Origin of the sequence: Corynebacterium sp. Marseille-P4321, assembly GCF_903645305.1 — a bacterium.
GTDB lineage: Bacteria > Actinomycetota > Actinomycetes > Mycobacteriales > Mycobacteriaceae > Corynebacterium.
Window position 1 is genome coordinate 275,101 of sequence record NZ_CAHJXO010000003.1, and the last position, 14,821, is coordinate 289,921.

At 66.1% G+C, this 14,821-nt stretch carries 16 protein-coding genes; 2 read left to right on the top strand and 14 right to left on the bottom strand.

The annotated features are described in order from the left end of the window. Window positions 1–10 precede the first annotated feature (10 nt). The 5 genes from hemB to HWX32_RS09735 all read right to left on the bottom strand — a co-directional run bounded on the left by hemB (window position 11) and on the right by HWX32_RS09735 (window position 5,442). A complete protein-coding gene (gene hemB / locus HWX32_RS09715; protein WP_175935695.1) occupies window positions 11–1,006 on the bottom strand; it encodes a porphobilinogen synthase in 996 nt (331 codons plus the stop codon). Window positions 1,007–1,027: 21 nt separating this feature from the next. Continuing rightward, window positions 1,028–2,722 carry a uroporphyrinogen-III synthase gene (locus HWX32_RS09720; RefSeq protein WP_175935696.1) on the bottom strand — a complete coding sequence of 565 codons (1,695 nt, stop codon included), beginning with the start codon at window positions 2,720–2,722 and terminating at the stop codon, window positions 1,028–1,030. A gap of 214 nt (window positions 2,723–2,936) precedes the next feature. Beyond that, window positions 2,937–3,818: a hydroxymethylbilane synthase gene (gene hemC / locus HWX32_RS09725; RefSeq protein WP_175935697.1), complete on the bottom strand. Its 882-nt coding sequence runs from the start codon at window positions 3,816–3,818 to the stop codon at window positions 2,937–2,939. 13 nt (window positions 3,819–3,831) lie between these two features. Next, on the bottom strand, window positions 3,832–5,175 hold the full coding sequence (locus HWX32_RS09730) for a glutamyl-tRNA reductase (protein WP_175935698.1): 1,344 nt from the start codon (window positions 5,173–5,175) through the stop codon (window positions 3,832–3,834). 48 nt (window positions 5,176–5,223) lie between these two features. Then, complete coding sequence (locus HWX32_RS09735; protein WP_075469644.1) at window positions 5,224–5,442, bottom strand: glutaredoxin family protein; 219 nt, start codon at window positions 5,440–5,442, stop codon at window positions 5,224–5,226. 91 nt (window positions 5,443–5,533) lie between these two features. Between HWX32_RS09735 and HWX32_RS09740 the strand changes: the two genes are divergently transcribed. Further along, window positions 5,534–6,550: an HAD family phosphatase gene (locus HWX32_RS09740; protein WP_075469630.1), complete on the top strand. Its 1,017-nt coding sequence runs from the start codon at window positions 5,534–5,536 to the stop codon at window positions 6,548–6,550. Between the two features lie 4 nt (window positions 6,551–6,554). Here HWX32_RS09740 and HWX32_RS09745 read toward each other — a convergent pair whose 3' ends face one another. The 6 genes from HWX32_RS09745 to HWX32_RS09770 form a co-directional block, all read right to left on the bottom strand. Then, complete coding sequence (locus HWX32_RS09745) at window positions 6,555–7,841, bottom strand: NADH:flavin oxidoreductase (RefSeq protein WP_175935699.1); 1,287 nt, start codon at window positions 7,839–7,841, stop codon at window positions 6,555–6,557. A 117-nt stretch (window positions 7,842–7,958) separates the two neighbouring features. Beyond that, window positions 7,959–8,060, bottom strand: a complete 102-nt coding sequence (locus tag HWX32_RS09750) for an AURKAIP1/COX24 domain-containing protein (protein ID WP_003855542.1) — start codon at window positions 8,058–8,060, stop codon at window positions 7,959–7,961. 175 nt (window positions 8,061–8,235) lie between these two features. Beyond that, complete coding sequence (locus HWX32_RS09755) at window positions 8,236–8,427, bottom strand: helix-turn-helix domain-containing protein (RefSeq protein ID WP_075469628.1); 192 nt, start codon at window positions 8,425–8,427, stop codon at window positions 8,236–8,238. A 191-nt stretch (window positions 8,428–8,618) separates the two neighbouring features. Then, window positions 8,619–9,428: a pyrroline-5-carboxylate reductase gene (gene proC, locus HWX32_RS09760; RefSeq protein WP_175935700.1), complete on the bottom strand. Its 810-nt coding sequence runs from the start codon at window positions 9,426–9,428 to the stop codon at window positions 8,619–8,621. 57 nt (window positions 9,429–9,485) lie between these two features. After that, window positions 9,486–10,277, bottom strand: coding sequence for a hypothetical protein (locus HWX32_RS09765; protein ID WP_175935701.1), 792 nt, complete (start codon window positions 10,275–10,277; stop codon window positions 9,486–9,488). Continuing rightward, on the bottom strand, window positions 10,277–11,233 hold the full coding sequence (locus HWX32_RS09770; protein ID WP_075469625.1) for a Ppx/GppA phosphatase family protein: 957 nt from the start codon (window positions 11,231–11,233) through the stop codon (window positions 10,277–10,279). The genes HWX32_RS09765 and HWX32_RS09770 overlap by 1 nt, the downstream gene beginning before the upstream one ends. 33 nt (window positions 11,234–11,266) lie before the next feature. On the opposite strand from HWX32_RS09770, the gene HWX32_RS09775 reads away from it, so the two are divergent. After that, window positions 11,267–12,169, top strand: a complete 903-nt coding sequence (locus tag HWX32_RS09775) for a hypothetical protein (protein ID WP_175935702.1) — start codon at window positions 11,267–11,269, stop codon at window positions 12,167–12,169. On the opposite strand, the gene HWX32_RS09780 is transcribed toward HWX32_RS09775, so the two are convergent. The 3 genes from HWX32_RS09780 to HWX32_RS09790 all read right to left on the bottom strand — a co-directional run bounded on the left by HWX32_RS09780 (window position 12,166) and on the right by HWX32_RS09790 (window position 14,806). Then, complete coding sequence (locus HWX32_RS09780) at window positions 12,166–12,855, bottom strand: response regulator transcription factor (protein ID WP_075469623.1); 690 nt, start codon at window positions 12,853–12,855, stop codon at window positions 12,166–12,168. The genes HWX32_RS09775 and HWX32_RS09780 overlap by 4 nt on opposite strands. After that, entirely contained in the window at window positions 12,856–13,998 is a 1,143-nt protein-coding gene (locus tag HWX32_RS09785; protein WP_242648362.1) for a cell wall metabolism sensor histidine kinase WalK, read from the bottom strand. Window positions 13,999–14,062: 64 nt separating this feature from the next. Then, window positions 14,063–14,806, bottom strand: coding sequence for a phosphoglyceromutase (locus HWX32_RS09790; RefSeq protein WP_175935703.1), 744 nt, complete (start codon window positions 14,804–14,806; stop codon window positions 14,063–14,065). Window positions 14,807–14,821: the final 15 nt, after the last annotated feature.

Here is a 14,821-nt window from a genome sequence, read left to right on the forward strand (position 1 = left end):
GGGTGGAAGGCTAGCCATTGATCCGCTTCGCCGCCTCAATCGCGTAGTACGTGAGAATCTGCTCCGCGCCAGCCCGCTTGATGGATGTCAGAGCCTCCATCATCGATTCCTCGAAGTCGAGCCAGCCGTTGCGCCCGGCGGCCACAAGCATCGCGTACTCGCCGGAGACCTGGTAGGCCGAAACCGGCACCGGGGAGACCTCCGCCACCTTGGCAAGCACATCCAGATACGGCATGGCGGGCTTCACCATGACAAAGTCCGCTCCCTCGGCCACATCCAGATCCACCTCGAGCAGGGACTCGCGCACGTTCGCCGGGTCCTGCTGGTAGGTGCGGCGGTCGCCCTTGAGCGAGGAGCCGACGGCGTCGCGGAACGGGCCGAAGAACTTGGAGGCGTACTTCGCCGAGTAGGCCATGATCGCCACCTCGGTGAAGCCCTCGCGGTCCAAGGCTGCACGGATGGCGCCGATCTGGCCGTCCATCATCCCGGACGGGCTCACAATGTGGGCACCGGCGCGGGCCTGGGCGAGTGCCATGTCGCAGTACAGCTCAACCGTCGCGTCGTTGTCCACGTACTCGTTGCCGCGGGCATCATGGGCGAGCACGCCGCAGTGCCCGTGGTCCGTGAACTCGTCCAGGCAGGTATCGGCCATGATGAGCAGGTCGTCGCCGAACTCGTCGCGAAGCTGCCCAAGCGCGACATTGAGCACGCCGTCCTCGGCGATGCCCACCGATCCGGTGGCGTCCTTGTCCTCCTCGCGCGGGACGCCGAACAGGTCGACGCATTTCACGCCCACCTCGAGCGCGTCGTGGCAGATGGTCTTCAGCGAGTCCGCGGTGTGTTGGTACACACCCGGCATGGACGCGATCTCGCGCGGGGAGTCAAGCCCGTCGGCGATGAACAGCGGCAAGATGAAATCCGCCGGGTGCAGGCGCGTTTCAGCGGTGAGCTCGCGCATCGCAGGGTTCTGGCGCAGGCGCCTGGGGCGCCGGGTGATCTCAGACATGGGCGCCATTGTAGTTCCCCGCTAGCTGGCCGCCTTACGACGCTTCTTGCGCGGCGGCGGCAGCTGTCCTGCGGCGCGCAGCGACGCCACGTGGTCGGCCAGTGCGTCCACCAGATGGTCCACGTCTGCCTCCTCCGGCACAACGTCGACACGCAAGCCCTGCTCGCGCGCCTCCTGCGCCGTGACCGGGCCGATGCAGGCGATGATCGTGCGCGCGTGCGGCTTGCCCGCGATGCCCACCAGGTTCTTCACCGTGGACGGGGAGGTGAAACACACGGCGTCGAAGCCGCCGGTTTTGATCATGTCGCGGGTCTCCGGCGCCGGCGGGGCGGCGCGCACGGTGCGGTAGGCGACCACGTCGTCGACCTCCCAGCCCTTCTGCACCAGGCCGTCGACCAGCACGTCGGAGCCCAGATCAGCGCGCGGCAGCAGCACACGGCCCACCGGGTCGATGTCCTCGACGTACTCCGGGAACGCCTCGGCCAACCCGGCGGCGTTTTGCTTCGTGCGGTGCGGCACCAGCTCCGCCTGCATGCCGAGGGCCTTGATCGCGTCCGCGGTCTTCTGCCCCACCGCACCCAGGTGCACACCGGCGAACGAGCGCGCGTCCAGGCCCAACTCCTCGAACTTGTCCCACACAGCGTTCACCGCGTTGACGGAGGTAAACAGCACCCACTGGTAGCGCCCCTCGACGATGCCCTTGATCGCGCGGTCCATCTGCGCGGGGTTGCGCGGCGGCTCCATCGAAATCGTGGGCACGGAGTGCGGAATCGCGCCGTGCTGGCTCAGCCGGGCGTTCATGGGGCCGGCCTGCTCCTTCGCGCGCGGCACGAGCACGCGCCAGCCGTACAGCGGCCGGTTTTCCCACCAGGAGTACTTCGAACGGTCGTCGGCGACGGTGCCGAGGGTGACCACCAGCGCACCGGCCAAGTCGGCATCCAGCTTGCCCACGGTTTCCAGCGTCGCGTCGAACGTGCGCTGCAGCCGCGTCGTGCCGTTCGTGGTGATGGTCACCGCGGTGGTGCCCGCGAAGCCACGCTCCATCAGCGCGGCCGCCATGGTCTCTAAGTGCTCTTGCAGCGCCTGGAACACCAGCGGTTGCGGCGCCTGGGCCAGCTGGTCCCAGTCCACCGGCTCGTTCGCTAGGTCGGTCTCGGTGTAGGTGGACCCCAGCGCAATGCCCGCGAACGACGGCACCGTCGACGGCAGCGACATACCCGGCACCACCTGGAACTCCAGCCCGGCCGCGGCGACGGCGGAGATCTCCTCCATCACCGAATCGCGCGTGAGCGGGTTGCCGGCCACCAGGCGGATGACGTCGCCGTCGCCGCCGTCGCCGCGTTCGAAGGCGGAGGCTGCGTCGTCAAGCGATTGCTTCAGCTTGTCGACGATGCCCTCCCCCAGCTCAACCTCCTCCAGCTCAGCCGCCGTCGGCGGCTCCGGGCGCGGGGGCTTACGGCGCGCACCGGCCTCCTTGGCCTCGGCGCAAAGCTTCTCGTAGGCCTTGTTCGCCTCCTCCAACTTCGCCTTCGGCACGGTGAGCGCGGACGCGACAACGCTTCGAACCCCCTCAGACACCTCGGGGTCAACGAGCGCTATAGAATTAGACTCCATCACCTCGCGGGCGCGGACGGTGAGCAACTCCGGGTTGCCGGGTCCTGCCCCCACGAAGATCACCTTCCCCAGCGGCTGGGGGGCGTGGGCGGACTGTGTCATAGAAGATCTCTTCTGGGTCTCAAAAAATATGGTTTGCAGGCACAAACAATTGCCCCCGCACTGCCAGTGGCGCCTAGGAATATCCCTAAGGCGACCCCGGTGTACGGAGGAAAATCTAGTATGGTATCTCCACCTTAAAGGCGAGCTGCCCCATATCAAAACCGCAGAGCTACCGCCCGGCTACTCCCCTGCTACCGCGCGGTCACTCCCCTGGCTAATCCATGAGCTCTGCCGCGCCGCGGGAAAGCAGCTCCTCGGCCACCTCACGCCCCACGGCCTCCGGGTCGCGCCCGGTCGCGGCGTGCGTGAGCTGGCGCGAGCCGTCGAGGGCGAACACGCCGGCGCGCAGCGACACCTCGCCGCCTTCAATCGTGGCAGTGGCAGCCACCGGCGCAGTACATCCCGCCTCCATCGTCGCGAGCACAGTGCGCTCGGCGCGCGCCTGCGCGGCCGCGTCAGCGTCGAAGAGGCTGTCTATCGCCTCGCGCGCCGCGGCGTCGTCCACCCGACACTCCACTCCAAGCGCGCCCTGGGCCGGCGCCGGCATGAACTCTTCCGGCGCGAACAGCTGCGTAGCCCGATCCCCGTAGCCGCCGCGTGCAAGTCCCGCGTAGGCGAGCACGATCGCGTCAAGGTCGCCTGCTTCCACGTAGCCCATGCGCGTCTCAATGTTGCCGCGCAGCGGGCGGATGTCCAGGTCGGGGCGCGCAGCGCGCAGCTGCGAGATGCGCCGCGGCGCGGAAGTGCCCACACGCGCACCCTCGGGCAGGTCGGCGAGCGTGAGCCCGTCGCGGGCGATGAGCGCTTCGCGCCTGTCCTCGCGCACCGGCACGATGAGGTGCGTGCGCGGCTCGTAGGCGGTGGGCAGGTCCTTCATGGAGTGCACCGCGATATCCACCCCGCCCGCGAAAAGCTCCTCGCGCAGCGCGGAGGTGAACACGCCGACGCCGATGCGCTCCACCGGCGCCTGTGACAGGTCGCCCGCGGTGGAGACAATCTTCAGCTCCGCCGGGTATCCGGCCTCGATGAGCGCGTCGCGCACGTGCCCGGCCTGAGTGGTGGCCAGGTGCGACCCGCGGGTTCCAATCTGCAGCATCCTCGTGCCTTTCCTATTCCTTGCCGGTTTCTTTCTCGGCCGGTGCGCCCATCTCCCCGAGCAGCGGCAAGCGCTCCGCGGACACGGCCACCGAGGTGTGCTCGAAGCCGAACAGCTCCTCGACCACCTCTTCCGCGCTCACGGTCTCGGGCGCCGCAGCGAACTCCTTCAGCTTCACGGTCGGAGCGTGCAGAAGCTTATCGACGACACGTTTGACCATCCGCGCGATCTGCTCGAAATCCTCCTCGGGCAGATGGGGCAGCCGCGTGCGCAGCCGCTCCAATTCCTGGCCGGAGATCTCGGCCGCTCCCCTGCGCAGGCGCGTGACCGCCGGGGCGACCTCGCGCATGCGCTGCTCCGAGCTGAACTGGCGCACCTCTTCGTCCACGATCGCCTCGGCGCTGCGAAGGGCACGAGAGTCGGCGGTATCTGCGCCGTTCAGCGACTCGCTGAGGGATTCGATGTTCACCAGGTGCACGCCCGGCAGGTCCGCGACCGCATCGTCGATGTCTCGCGGCAGCGACAGGTCCGCGAGCATCACCGGCCCGCCGACCAGTTCCGGGGTGATGGTGAACCCGTCGGAGGCTGTGGCGGAAACCACCACGTCCGCGCCCGCGATGGCGTCCGCGCGGTCGGAGAAATCCACCACGTCCGCCGCCACGCCGGCCTCGCGGGCGTGCTCGGCGAGGCGTTCCGCGCGTGAGCGTGTGCGGTTCGCTATCACCAGCCGGTCCACGCCCTGCTTGCCCAGGTGCGTGGCGGCCAAAGAGCTCATCGCGCCGGCGCCGAGCACCACCGCCGTGGTGCCGGAGAAGTCCTGCGCCCCCATCGCCCGCAGCGTCTCCTCCAGCGCCGCGGTGACCATTGAGGCGCCCGATTCGTCGATAGCCGTCTCCGCGTGCACCCGCTTGCCGGTGTGCAGTGCCGTCTGCGCGAGCGAGTGCAGGTTCGGGCCCACCGTGCCGCGCTCAGAGGCGTCCACGTAGGCGGCGCGCACCTGGCCGATAATCTGCTGCTCGCCCACCACCATCGAATCCAGGCCGCTGACCACGCGGAACATATGCTCCGCGGCCGCGTCGGCGTAGCGCACGTAGAGGTAGTGCCGCAGCTCGGGCGCGCCCACCCTGGACACGTCCGCGAGCACCTTCAGCACGTCCTCCACCCCGGCGTGGAACGCGTTAGTCACCGCGTAGACCTCCAGCCGGTTGCAGGTGGACACGATCATCGCCTCCGACAGCGAAGGCTGCGCAACCAGCGCAGATCCCGCCCCGTGCTGCACCGTCTCATCCATGCTGAGGCGCTCAAGCAGGGCCACAGGCGCCGACCTGTGCGACATCCCCACGACCAGCACGCTCACAAACAAACCTCCCTCGGCACGGCAAAAATCAAACTAAAGTATAGCCGTCTAGCGCGCCAACTCCGCCGCGAGGTCGGCGTTGTCCACCTCCCAGCACGCGAACTCTTCGCCGTCGACGACCACAACGGGCACGCGGTCGCCGTACTCGGCGGCCGCATCAGGGTCCGCGTCAACGTCGACAAGCACCAGCTTCGCGCCATGCTTTTCGACGACTGGCGCGATCTGCCCCGCCACCCTCTCGCACGACCCGCAGCTTTCGCGCACCATCAGCTCAACCGTTTTCACACCTGCTCCTTCCTCGCCCGCGCGTTGTACGATTGCACACGCTAACACCGCCAGCGAAAGGGGCCGCACCACCATGTCCGAACAGCGCGACTTCCTCGCGCAATGGTCCATCTCGCACGGCAACCTGCGCCGCTTCCTCGAAGACACCGCGCTGCCGCCCATCGGCGACGACGCGCAGCGCACCGCCGGTGAAGCCGCCGTGGCCGCCGCCGTGGAGGACACCTTCGGCCTCAAACTCGAGGACTTCGCGCTTGGTGTGGATTCCGTCGGCGGCGCATTCGCCAGCGCGGGCCGGCAAAAGATCACTCAGCCGGACCCAGAGGTGCCCCAGGACACCGAGGCAGCCGCGTTCTTCGACGTGGACAACACTCTCATCCAGGGCTCTTCGCTCATCGTCTTGGCCGAGGGGCTGTTCCGCAAGCGCTTCATCACGCTGAAAGAACTCCTGCCCGCCCTGCGTAAACAGCTGCGCTTCCGCCTGTCCGGCTCCGAAAACGCCGACGACATCGCGGAGGGCCGCGAACAGGCGCTGGAGATCGTGAAGGGAAAAAACGTCGAGGATTTGAAGGAGGCGTGCCGGGAGATCGTCGATAAGCACATGCTCGACAAATCCTACGAAGCCACCGTGGAACTCGCCTCCATGCACCTCGCCGCGGGCCAGCAGGTCTGGCTCGTGTCCGCGACCCCCGTGCAGATCGGCCAAGCGCTCGCCGAACGCCTCGGCTTCACCGGCGCGCTGGGCACCGTGGCGGAAGAAAAAGACGGCAAATTTACGGGCCGCCTCGTCGGCGACATCCTGCACGGCCCCGGCAAGCAGCACGCAGTCGCCGCGCTCGCAGCGCTGCAGAAGCTCGACTTGGAGCAGTGCACCGCCTACTCCGACTCCATCAACGACCTGCCCATGCTGGAAATGGTCGGCTCGCCGGTGGCCATCAACCCGGACCGCGCGCTGCGCCGCCACGCCGAGGAGCAGGGCTGGGCTGTGCGCGACTACCGCTCCATGCGCCGCGCCGTGAAACGCGCCGCCGCCCCAGCCGCCCTCATCGGGCTTGTTGGCTGGGGCGTGTGGCGGCGGCGGAAAAAACGCTAGTTTTTTACTTCTTCGGGTTCGAAGCCTCGATGGTGGTCGAACCACCTGCGGTTTCCTCCGGGCGGATCTGGCGGTCCTCCGGCTCCATGGCGTAATCCGGCGAGTAGATGCAGTGCGTCTTGCCGAACACCGACGGCATGCAGTAGTTGTTGTGGTCGCACAGTGTGCGGTAGTTGCCGTTCGCCTGGATCTTCTTCACCATGTCGGGCTCGCGCAGCAGCGCACGGCCGATTTCGAAGAACTCGAAACCCTCGGCGTAGCCCTTCTCGAAGTGCTCGCGCTGCGTCAGGCCGCCGAGCAGAATCAGCTTGGAGTTGTGCACCTTGTCCAGGAACTGGCGGGCGTCGTCGAACATGTACATGTCCTTGTACTCGAAGTCGCCCAGCATCGGCTTGCCGAACATGCGCACACCCACGTTGAAGGGGAACGGCATGTGCTCCGCGAAGCCCTTCAGCGGCGGGTCGCCGCGGAACAGCCACATCTGGCGCAGCACCGAGGAACCCTGGGTGAGCAGGATCGCGTCGACGTTGCCGTCCGCGTCCAGCATCTGCGCCGTCTGCAGCGAATCCGGCAGCTCGATGGAGCCCGGGATGCCGTCCGTCATGGACATCTTGGCGATGATGGCCACGTCGTCGCCCACGCGCTCCTTCACCGCCGCCGCGATCTCGCGCGCGAAGCGGGAGCGGTTCTCGATGTTGCCGCCGTACTCGTCGTCGCGGCGGTTGATCCAGCCGGACAGGAAGGAGCTGGGCAGGTAGAGGTGGCCGAAGTGCAGCTCAAGCGCGTCGAACCCTGCCTCGGCTGCCAGCTCTGCGGCGTCGGCGAACTCGCGCACCGCCGTCTTGATCTCGCTCTTGTCAATACCGCGGCAGTAGTTGAAGCTGGTCGGGTTGATGAACCGGCTCGGCGCCCACGGCGTCTCGCCGATCTGCTGGCGGGTAGCCACCGGGCCCGCATGCCCCAGCTGCGCCGACGCCTTCGCACCGTGCTGGTGCATGGTGGCGGTGAAGTCCTTCAGACCCGGCAGCGCGTCCTTGGACATGAGGATCTGACCCGGGGCGGAGAATCCCTTCGGGGAGGTCGCGCAGTACGCCAGGGTGGTCATGCCAACCCCACCTGCGGCGAAGCCCTCATGGTAAGCGATGAGTTCGTCGGTGACCTTGCCGTCCGGGGAACGCCCCTCGGAGGTGGCGGCCTTGATGAAGCGGTTGCGCAGCTCGACCGGGCCGAGCGTAGCCGGCTCGAAGATGGCGTCGGGGTTTCTGTTGCCCGCGTTGTTAGCGGTAGTCATTGCTCGGTCCTTTCGGTCTGAGACGTAAACGAGTATTGACCCTTCCCATCTTAAGAAACTGCAGGTTGGCGCGGGCATGAAAAAACCCGCCTTTTTTCGGGCGGGTTGTTGCGGGGCTTACTTGCCCAGCTTACGACGCTGCACGCGGGTGCGGCGGAGCATCTTGCGGTGCTTCTTCTTCGACATACGCTTGCGGCGCTTCTTAATCACGGAACCCATTGGCTCTCCTCTTTTCCTCTAGCTAGTTCGTACGTACGCGGCCGACGCGGAGGTGCACACTCCGAAAAGTAAAAGGTGCCAGCCTTGAACATGCCAAGCATACAGCCACGTGATTGACCGGCAAAAAACTGCGCCTGCCCCGAACGGGACAGGCGCAGCAAAAATACCCGGTTTTTTAGCCCACGTCGTAGACGGAGGACTCCAGGTATTCGTTAACCGCGGTTTCGTTCACACGGAACGAGCGACCCACGCGCACCGCAGGCAGCTCGCCGGAGTGGACGAGACGGTAGACGGTCATCTTCGATACGCGCATGATCTCCGCGACCTCGGCGACCGTCAGGAACTTTCCTTTTTCTTCATTCACCAATTGAACTCATACCTCTCGGCACGCGAAACGCGCTGCAGGCTTCCCCTCCTGCAGGTTGGACACGTACGTGCTTGAACCACCCTAACGTGAAACATGCGCCGAGTGCGACTTAAGTGCCCGAAAATTTTCAAAGTGCAGGCAGTTAACCCACAGCAACAATTGTGAATAGTGGGACTGAAGCTACTCCCTAACTACTTCCCCAGCTCCTCAGATCGCCGCGCGCACGCTTCGGTCGCCCGGTAGAACGCACCGCGAATTCCGGACTCCTCCAGCTCGCGTACCGCGTACGCCGTGGTCCCCGCGGGCGAGGACACACCTGCGCGCAGCCGCACTGGGTCCTGTTCCGCCGCCAGCATCGCGCCCGCGCCCTCGGCGGTGGTGCACGCGAGGCGCTGGGCTAGGTCGCGGGGCAGGCCGAGGGCCACGCCAGCGTCGACAAGCGCCTCTGCAACCAAAAAGAAGTACGCGGGCCCGGAGCCAGAGAGCGCCGTGACCGCATCGATGTGCTTCTCCGGCACTTCCACAACATCGCCAGCAGCGAGCAGAAGCTTTTCGACGCCCTCTCGCTGCCCCTCGTCCACAAAACGGCCGTACGCTACCGCGAGCACGCCCTTGCCCACCAGCATCGGCGTATTCGGCATCACGCGCACGATCGGGGTGCCAGCGGCTGACACCGCCTCCTGTATCGCCGCGATAGGGACCCCGGCGGCCATGGACACGAGCACGGTGTGCACTGCGGAGTCCGCCAGTGCCCCGCTGATCTCCTCGGCAACGTCGAGAAGCTGCGCCGGCTTCACGCACAAAAACGCCACGTCCGCTTCGCGCACCGCGTCGACGTTGTCGTCGGTGGTGCGCACCCCGTAGCGCTCCGCGAGTTCCTGGGAGCGCTCCGGCGAGCGGTTCGTGGCGGTGATGGATTCCGGGGTAATGCCCGATGCGACCAGGCCGGAGATAAGTGCCTCGCCGATATTGCCGACCCCGATGACTGCGATCTTTTCCATGCGCCCAACATTAGGCCCACGGGCTCTTCCTAGCGCAGTTAGAGGTTCCTAGCGCAGTTAGATCAGTGCAGGGCCGAACGCCATCACGGCGGCGGCGAGACCGGCGAGCGTCATGGTGAGCCCGTCGCGGCCGGTGCGCATCGCGCGCACGCCGAAGACCACGGCAGCCACCGCCACCACGGCGAGCAGCGCCGCAACGATGGTCGACGTGTTCGCCCACAGCCACTGGAAGGCCAAGAAGCCCAGCACGCCGATCAGCACGCCGGCAAACACCAGCAGCACCATCACGATCGGGTTGATGGAGGCTTCCTCCACCTCGATTTCGCGCACATCCGGGGTCGGCTCGTCGAGCTCGGCTGGCACGTCGGCGGCCTCCGGCTCGGCGCGGAAGTCCTCGGCGAACGGATCGAAATCGTCCTCCGGCTCCACGGCCACCTCAGGCTCTTCAACAACCGGAATCTCGCCGGTTTCCGGCTCCGCGGGGCGGGCCGGGGCCGTCTCGGTGACCTTGGGGATCACGGTGGTCTCGCTGGTAGACGGCGCATCTTCCGCAACCGGCTCTTCCACCGGTTCCGGCTTCGGCAGCTCAATCTTGCGCGACACCGGAGCAGGGGCCGGCGCAACCTCGGCTGCGGGTTCCGGCGTTTCCTCCGGCGCGTCGAGCGGGTGCGCGGAGTGCTTTACCTCGTCAGGTTTGACGTCGACCTTCTTGAAAGAGTCGGTGAGCTCGGCGACGGTCACGCCGCCTTCGTCCAGGCTGCGGCGACGACGCGGACGCTTGCGGGCCTCCGGGTTTTCCTTTTCTGCCCGGGCGAGGAGCTCCGCAACCGTGAGCTGTTTGTCAGACATTAGTTGTCGTCTCCTTTATCGGCTTTCAGGTCGGCGCCCTGGTCGATCCTTCGCAGGATCACGCCTTCGCGCAACGCCCACGGGCAGATATCTAACGTATCAATATTCAGCGCCCGCATCGCGGCTTCCGCGACGAGTGCACCCGCAACAATCTGGTGCGAGCGGTCCGAGTTGATGCCTTCCAGCTCCGCACGGTCGGCTGCCGTCATGCGAGAGATGAACGCGATGAGCTGGCGCAGACCCGGCGCGGTGAGGGTGCGCTGCACGTGCGGGCCTGCCGACGACGGCGCGGCACCGGTCAGGCGCGCCAGCGAACGGAACGTTTTCGACGTGCCCACCGCCAGGCCAGCCTCGCCGAGCGCCTTGAAGTCATCTGCCACGCTGGCAAGCTCAGCATCGATGTAGTCGCGCAGCATGTTGATCTTCTTGCGCTCCGGCGGGTCGGTGTCGAACCACTCGTGGGTCAAACGCCCCGCACCGAGGTCGAGCGAGACCGCCAGGTCCGGCATCTCCTCGGTGCCGGTGGAGATCTCAAGCGAGCCGCCGCCGATGTCCAGGTTCGTGATGCGGCCGGCCGACCAGCCGTACCAGCGGCGCGCAGCGAGGAACGTCAGCCGCGCCTCCTCGTTGCCGGAGAGCACCCGCAACTTCACGCCGGTCTTCTTCTCCACCCGCTTGAGCACCTCGTCCGAGTTCGTCGCAGAGCGCACCGCGGACGTGGCGAACGCATGCAGCTCCTCGCATTTGAGATTCTCGGAGAGATCGGCTGCCTCCTGGACAGCGTCGATAAGCTTCTCAATGCCCTTGTCCTCGATGTTGCCCTTCTTGTCCAGCAACTCCACAAGGCGCAACGGCTGCTTCCAGTCGCTCATCGGGGTGGGGCGGCCACCGCTATACGCATCGACCGCCACAAGGTGGACGGTGTTCGAGCCGACGTCTAATACACCTAATCGCACGCCCCTAGGTTAACGGGTCTACGGTACCGAGGTGTGAATCAACCAGCCCCGAAGCCCGTTTTTCTCGGCTTTCCCGCCGATTCCCCCGCCGGACGCTCCATAAGTGCCGGCCGTGAAACCCCGCCCGACTTCCCCCGCGAGTGGTTCGAATTCGTCCACCCGGACGACCCCACCCGCCTGTTCACCATCGACCTCACCTGGCTCGAATCCACCTGGTCGTGCCGCTTCGGCACCCCCGAATGCCTGGGCATCGACGAGACGAACTCCGCCGTCGGCTGCTGCAACCACGGCGCCTACATCGCCGACGAGGAAGACCGCGACACCGTCTACGAGGTAGTAAAAGCCATGGACAAGAAGTTCTGGCAGCTGCGCCCCGCAGACACCGACGAGTTCTTCGCCGCGGGCGACCCCACGTGGCTCGAGCCGTGGTTGGAGTACGACGACACCGACCCGGAGGAAGACCCGGAAGGCCCGCACATCAAAACCAAAGTGATCGACGGCGCATGCATCTTCGCCAACCGCCCCGGGCACGAGACCGGCACCGGTTGCGCCCTGCACCAGTGGGCGGTGGCGGAGGGGCGCGACATCGTCGGCTCGAAACCCGAGGTGTGCTGGCAGGTGCCGTTCTCACGCGAGGATTCTTGGGAGGAGCGCTCCGACGGCCAGGAGATCCTGCGCACCACCATCGGCGAGTACGACCGGCGCCAATGGGGCGGCGGCGGCGAGGATTTCGACTGGTGGTGCACCGCAGCGCCGAACTGCCACAGCGGCTCCACCCCCGTGTGGCGCTCCATGGCCACCGAGCTCGCCGCGCTCATCGGCGACAAGCCCTACGAGATCGTGGCGCAGCATTGCGCAAAGAGGGCAAAGCTTGACGACGAGCTCAAGGCGACCCACCCCGCGACAGACGCGGCGAAAAGTTCGCGAAAAGTTTAGGCCTCAAACTTGTAGCCCAGGCCACGGACGGTGACCAGCTGAGTAGGCCTAGATGGCTCCGCCTCAATCTTGGTGCGCAGGCGCTTCACGTGCACGTCCAGGGTCTTGGTGTCGCCGACGTAATCGGCGCCCCAGATGCGGTCGATGAGCTGGCCGCGGGTCAGCACGCGGCCGGCGTTGCGCATGAGGTATTCCAACAGGTCGAACTCTTTAAGCGGCATGGGCACCGGGTGCCCGTCGACAAGCACTGTGTGCCTCTCAACATCCATTTGCACCCTGCCGGCCTCGAGGATCTGCTTATCGACCTCTTCGACAACCTCGGACTCGGGGCCGCGGCGCAGCACCGCGCGGATGCGGGCGACCAGCTCGCGGGTGGAGTACGGTTTCGTGACGTAGTCGTCCGCGCCGAGCTCTAAGCCCACCACCTTGTCAATCTCCGAGTCGCGGGCGGTGACCATGATGATCGGCACCGAAGACTCGGCGCGGATGCGCTTGCACACCTCGGTGCCGCTCATGCCGGGCAACATGAGGTCCAGCAGCACCAGATCCACGGCCTCATCGCCGAACTTCTGCAGCGCCGTCTGCCCGTCCGGGGCAACAATCGTGTCAAAGCCCTCCTTCTGCAGGAGGTAGGCGAGCGGGTCGGAGAGGGTCTCTTCATCCTCAACGATAAGAATGGTTGTCACTTACAGCTCCTCCACCTTCTCGGTCACCTGATCGGGCATTTTCTCACGGGCCGACTCCGGGTCGAAGATCGGCAGCTCAATGGTGAACGTCGAACCGGTGCCCGGCCTTGACCACAACTTTATGCTACCGCCGTGGTTAGCCACCACATGCTTCACGATTGCCAACCCGAGGCCGGTGCCGCCCGTGGAGCGCGAGCGCGCCTTGTCCACCCGGTAGAAACGCTCGAACACCCGCTTCTGGTCGTCCGGCGCGATGCCGATGCCGCGGTCGGTGACCCGGATCAGCACCACTTCCTCCCGCACGACCTTCTGCGTCACCGACACCGGCTGGCCGTTCGGCGAGTAGTTGATGGCGTTCGAGATGAGGTTGGCTACCGCCACTGTGAGCATCGAACGGTCCGCCATCACGCGGATGCCGGACGGTGCACCCACGTTGATTTCAATGTCCCGGTTCTCCGCCGTGACAAGGTTGCGCGACACCGCGTCCGCGATCACATCGTCGACACGCGCCGGCGCCATGTCCGGCAGCGCTTCAGCGCCCTGCAGCTTGGACAGCGAGATCAAATCCGTGATCATGTCGCCCATCCGCAGCGCCTCTTTTTGCAGCTTGCCGCCGAAGTACTCCACCGTCTCCGGGTCCGTCGGGTCCTGCAGCAGCGCCTCGGCGAGCAGCGACATGCCGCCCACCGGCGTTTTCAACTCGTGCGAGACGTTTGCCACGAAGTCGCGGCGGGCGTTTTCCATGCGCACGTTCTCGCTCTCGTCGGAGCCGTAGATCACGGCATAATCGTTCTCAGTGAGCGTGAGCGGGGTGATGAACGCGCGCACGTTGCGGATGCGGCTGCCGGTGGTGCGCTGCGGCAACTCCAAGTCCAGCACGCGCTGCTCCTGGTCGGCAAAGACCTCGGTGGCAACCTCCCACACCCGCGGGTTGACGGTGCCGTCGTGCACCAGCGACATGTCGTGGGCGCGTGCGTTGGACAGCATCACCTTGCCAGTGCGGGTGACCACCGCGATGCCGGTGGGTGAACCCTGGGTCACGAGGTGCAGCGCTTGGCTAATCGTGCTGACCTGGGAGACCTCCCCCGGCTCATCGGCGCGCGTGCGTTCACGCCAGCGGCGCAGCTGCTGCACCGCGACCACCGCGGGCACGGTGAGCAGCACGCCGAGGAAAAACGCGAGAATCGGCGTCACGGTTTTAAGGCGTTTACTTTCCCTGGTTGGCCACGGCGGCCGCGCCGGCTTCGGCAGCCTCCGGGTCGAGGTAGGTGCCGCCCGGGTTGAGTACCTTGCCGCGCTCCCCGATCTCGTACACCAGCGGCATGCCGGTCGGGATGTTCAGGCCAGCAATGTCCTCGTCGGAAATGTTGTCCAGGTACTTCACCAGCGCGCGAAGCGAGTTGCCGTGCGCGGCGAGCATGACGTTTTTGCCCTGCAGCACCTCCGGCAGAATCGCCGCCTCGTAGTACGGCTGGAAACGCTCGACGACGTCCTTCAAGCACTCGGTGCGCGGGACCTCGGGGAGGAACTTGTAGCGCGGGTCGTCCGTCTGCGCGTACTGGTTGTCGGTGTCGATCTCCGGCGGCGGGGTGTCGTAGGAGCGACGCCACTGCATGAACTGCTCCTCGCCGTACTCATCGCGGATCTCCGCCTTGTTCAGGCCCTGCAGCGCGCCGTAGTGGCGCTCGTTGAGGCGCCAGTTGCGCACCACCGGGATCCAGTGGCGGTCTGCGGCGTTCAGCGAGATGTTCGCCGGGCGGATCGCGCGGCGCAGCAGCGAGGTGAACACGATGTCCGGCAGGACATCCTTTTCCACCATGAGCTTGCCCGCGTTTTTCGCCTCGGCCTCGCCCTGCTCAGTGAGGTCTACATCCACCCAGCCGGTGAACTGGTTGGACTTGTTCCATTCGCTCTGTCCGTGTCGTACAAGAATCAGCTTTCCGTTGCCCATGGCTTCCAGCATGCC

Bases quoted from the DNA above. Each gene is read 5' to 3' on its own strand.
- HWX32_RS09745 (WP_175935699.1), bottom strand. From the start codon at position 7,841: ATGACTACCGCTAACAACGCGGGCAACAGAAACCCCGACGCCATCTTC.
- HWX32_RS09720 (WP_175935696.1), bottom strand. From the start codon at position 2,722: ATGACACAGTCCGCCCACGCCCCCCAGCCGCTGGGGAAGGTGATCTTC.
- HWX32_RS09735 (WP_075469644.1), bottom strand. From the start codon at position 5,442: ATGGTGCGCGAAAGCTGCGGGTCGTGCGAGAGGGTGGCGGGGCAGATC.
- HWX32_RS09765 (WP_175935701.1), bottom strand. From the start codon at position 10,277: ATGTCTGACAAACAGCTCACGGTTGCGGAGCTCCTCGCCCGGGCAGAA.
- HWX32_RS09740 (WP_075469630.1), top strand. From the start codon at position 5,534: ATGTCCGAACAGCGCGACTTCCTCGCGCAATGGTCCATCTCGCACGGC.
- proC (WP_175935700.1), bottom strand. From the start codon at position 9,428: ATGGAAAAGATCGCAGTCATCGGGGTCGGCAATATCGGCGAGGCACTT.
- HWX32_RS09750 (WP_003855542.1), bottom strand. From the start codon at position 8,060: ATGGGTTCCGTGATTAAGAAGCGCCGCAAGCGTATGTCGAAGAAGAAG.
- hemC (WP_175935697.1), bottom strand. From the start codon at position 3,818: ATGCTGCAGATTGGAACCCGCGGGTCGCACCTGGCCACCACTCAGGCC.
- hemB (WP_175935695.1), bottom strand. From the start codon at position 1,006: ATGTCTGAGATCACCCGGCGCCCCAGGCGCCTGCGCCAGAACCCTGCG.
- HWX32_RS09790 (WP_175935703.1), bottom strand. From the start codon at position 14,806: ATGGGCAACGGAAAGCTGATTCTTGTACGACACGGACAGAGCGAATGG.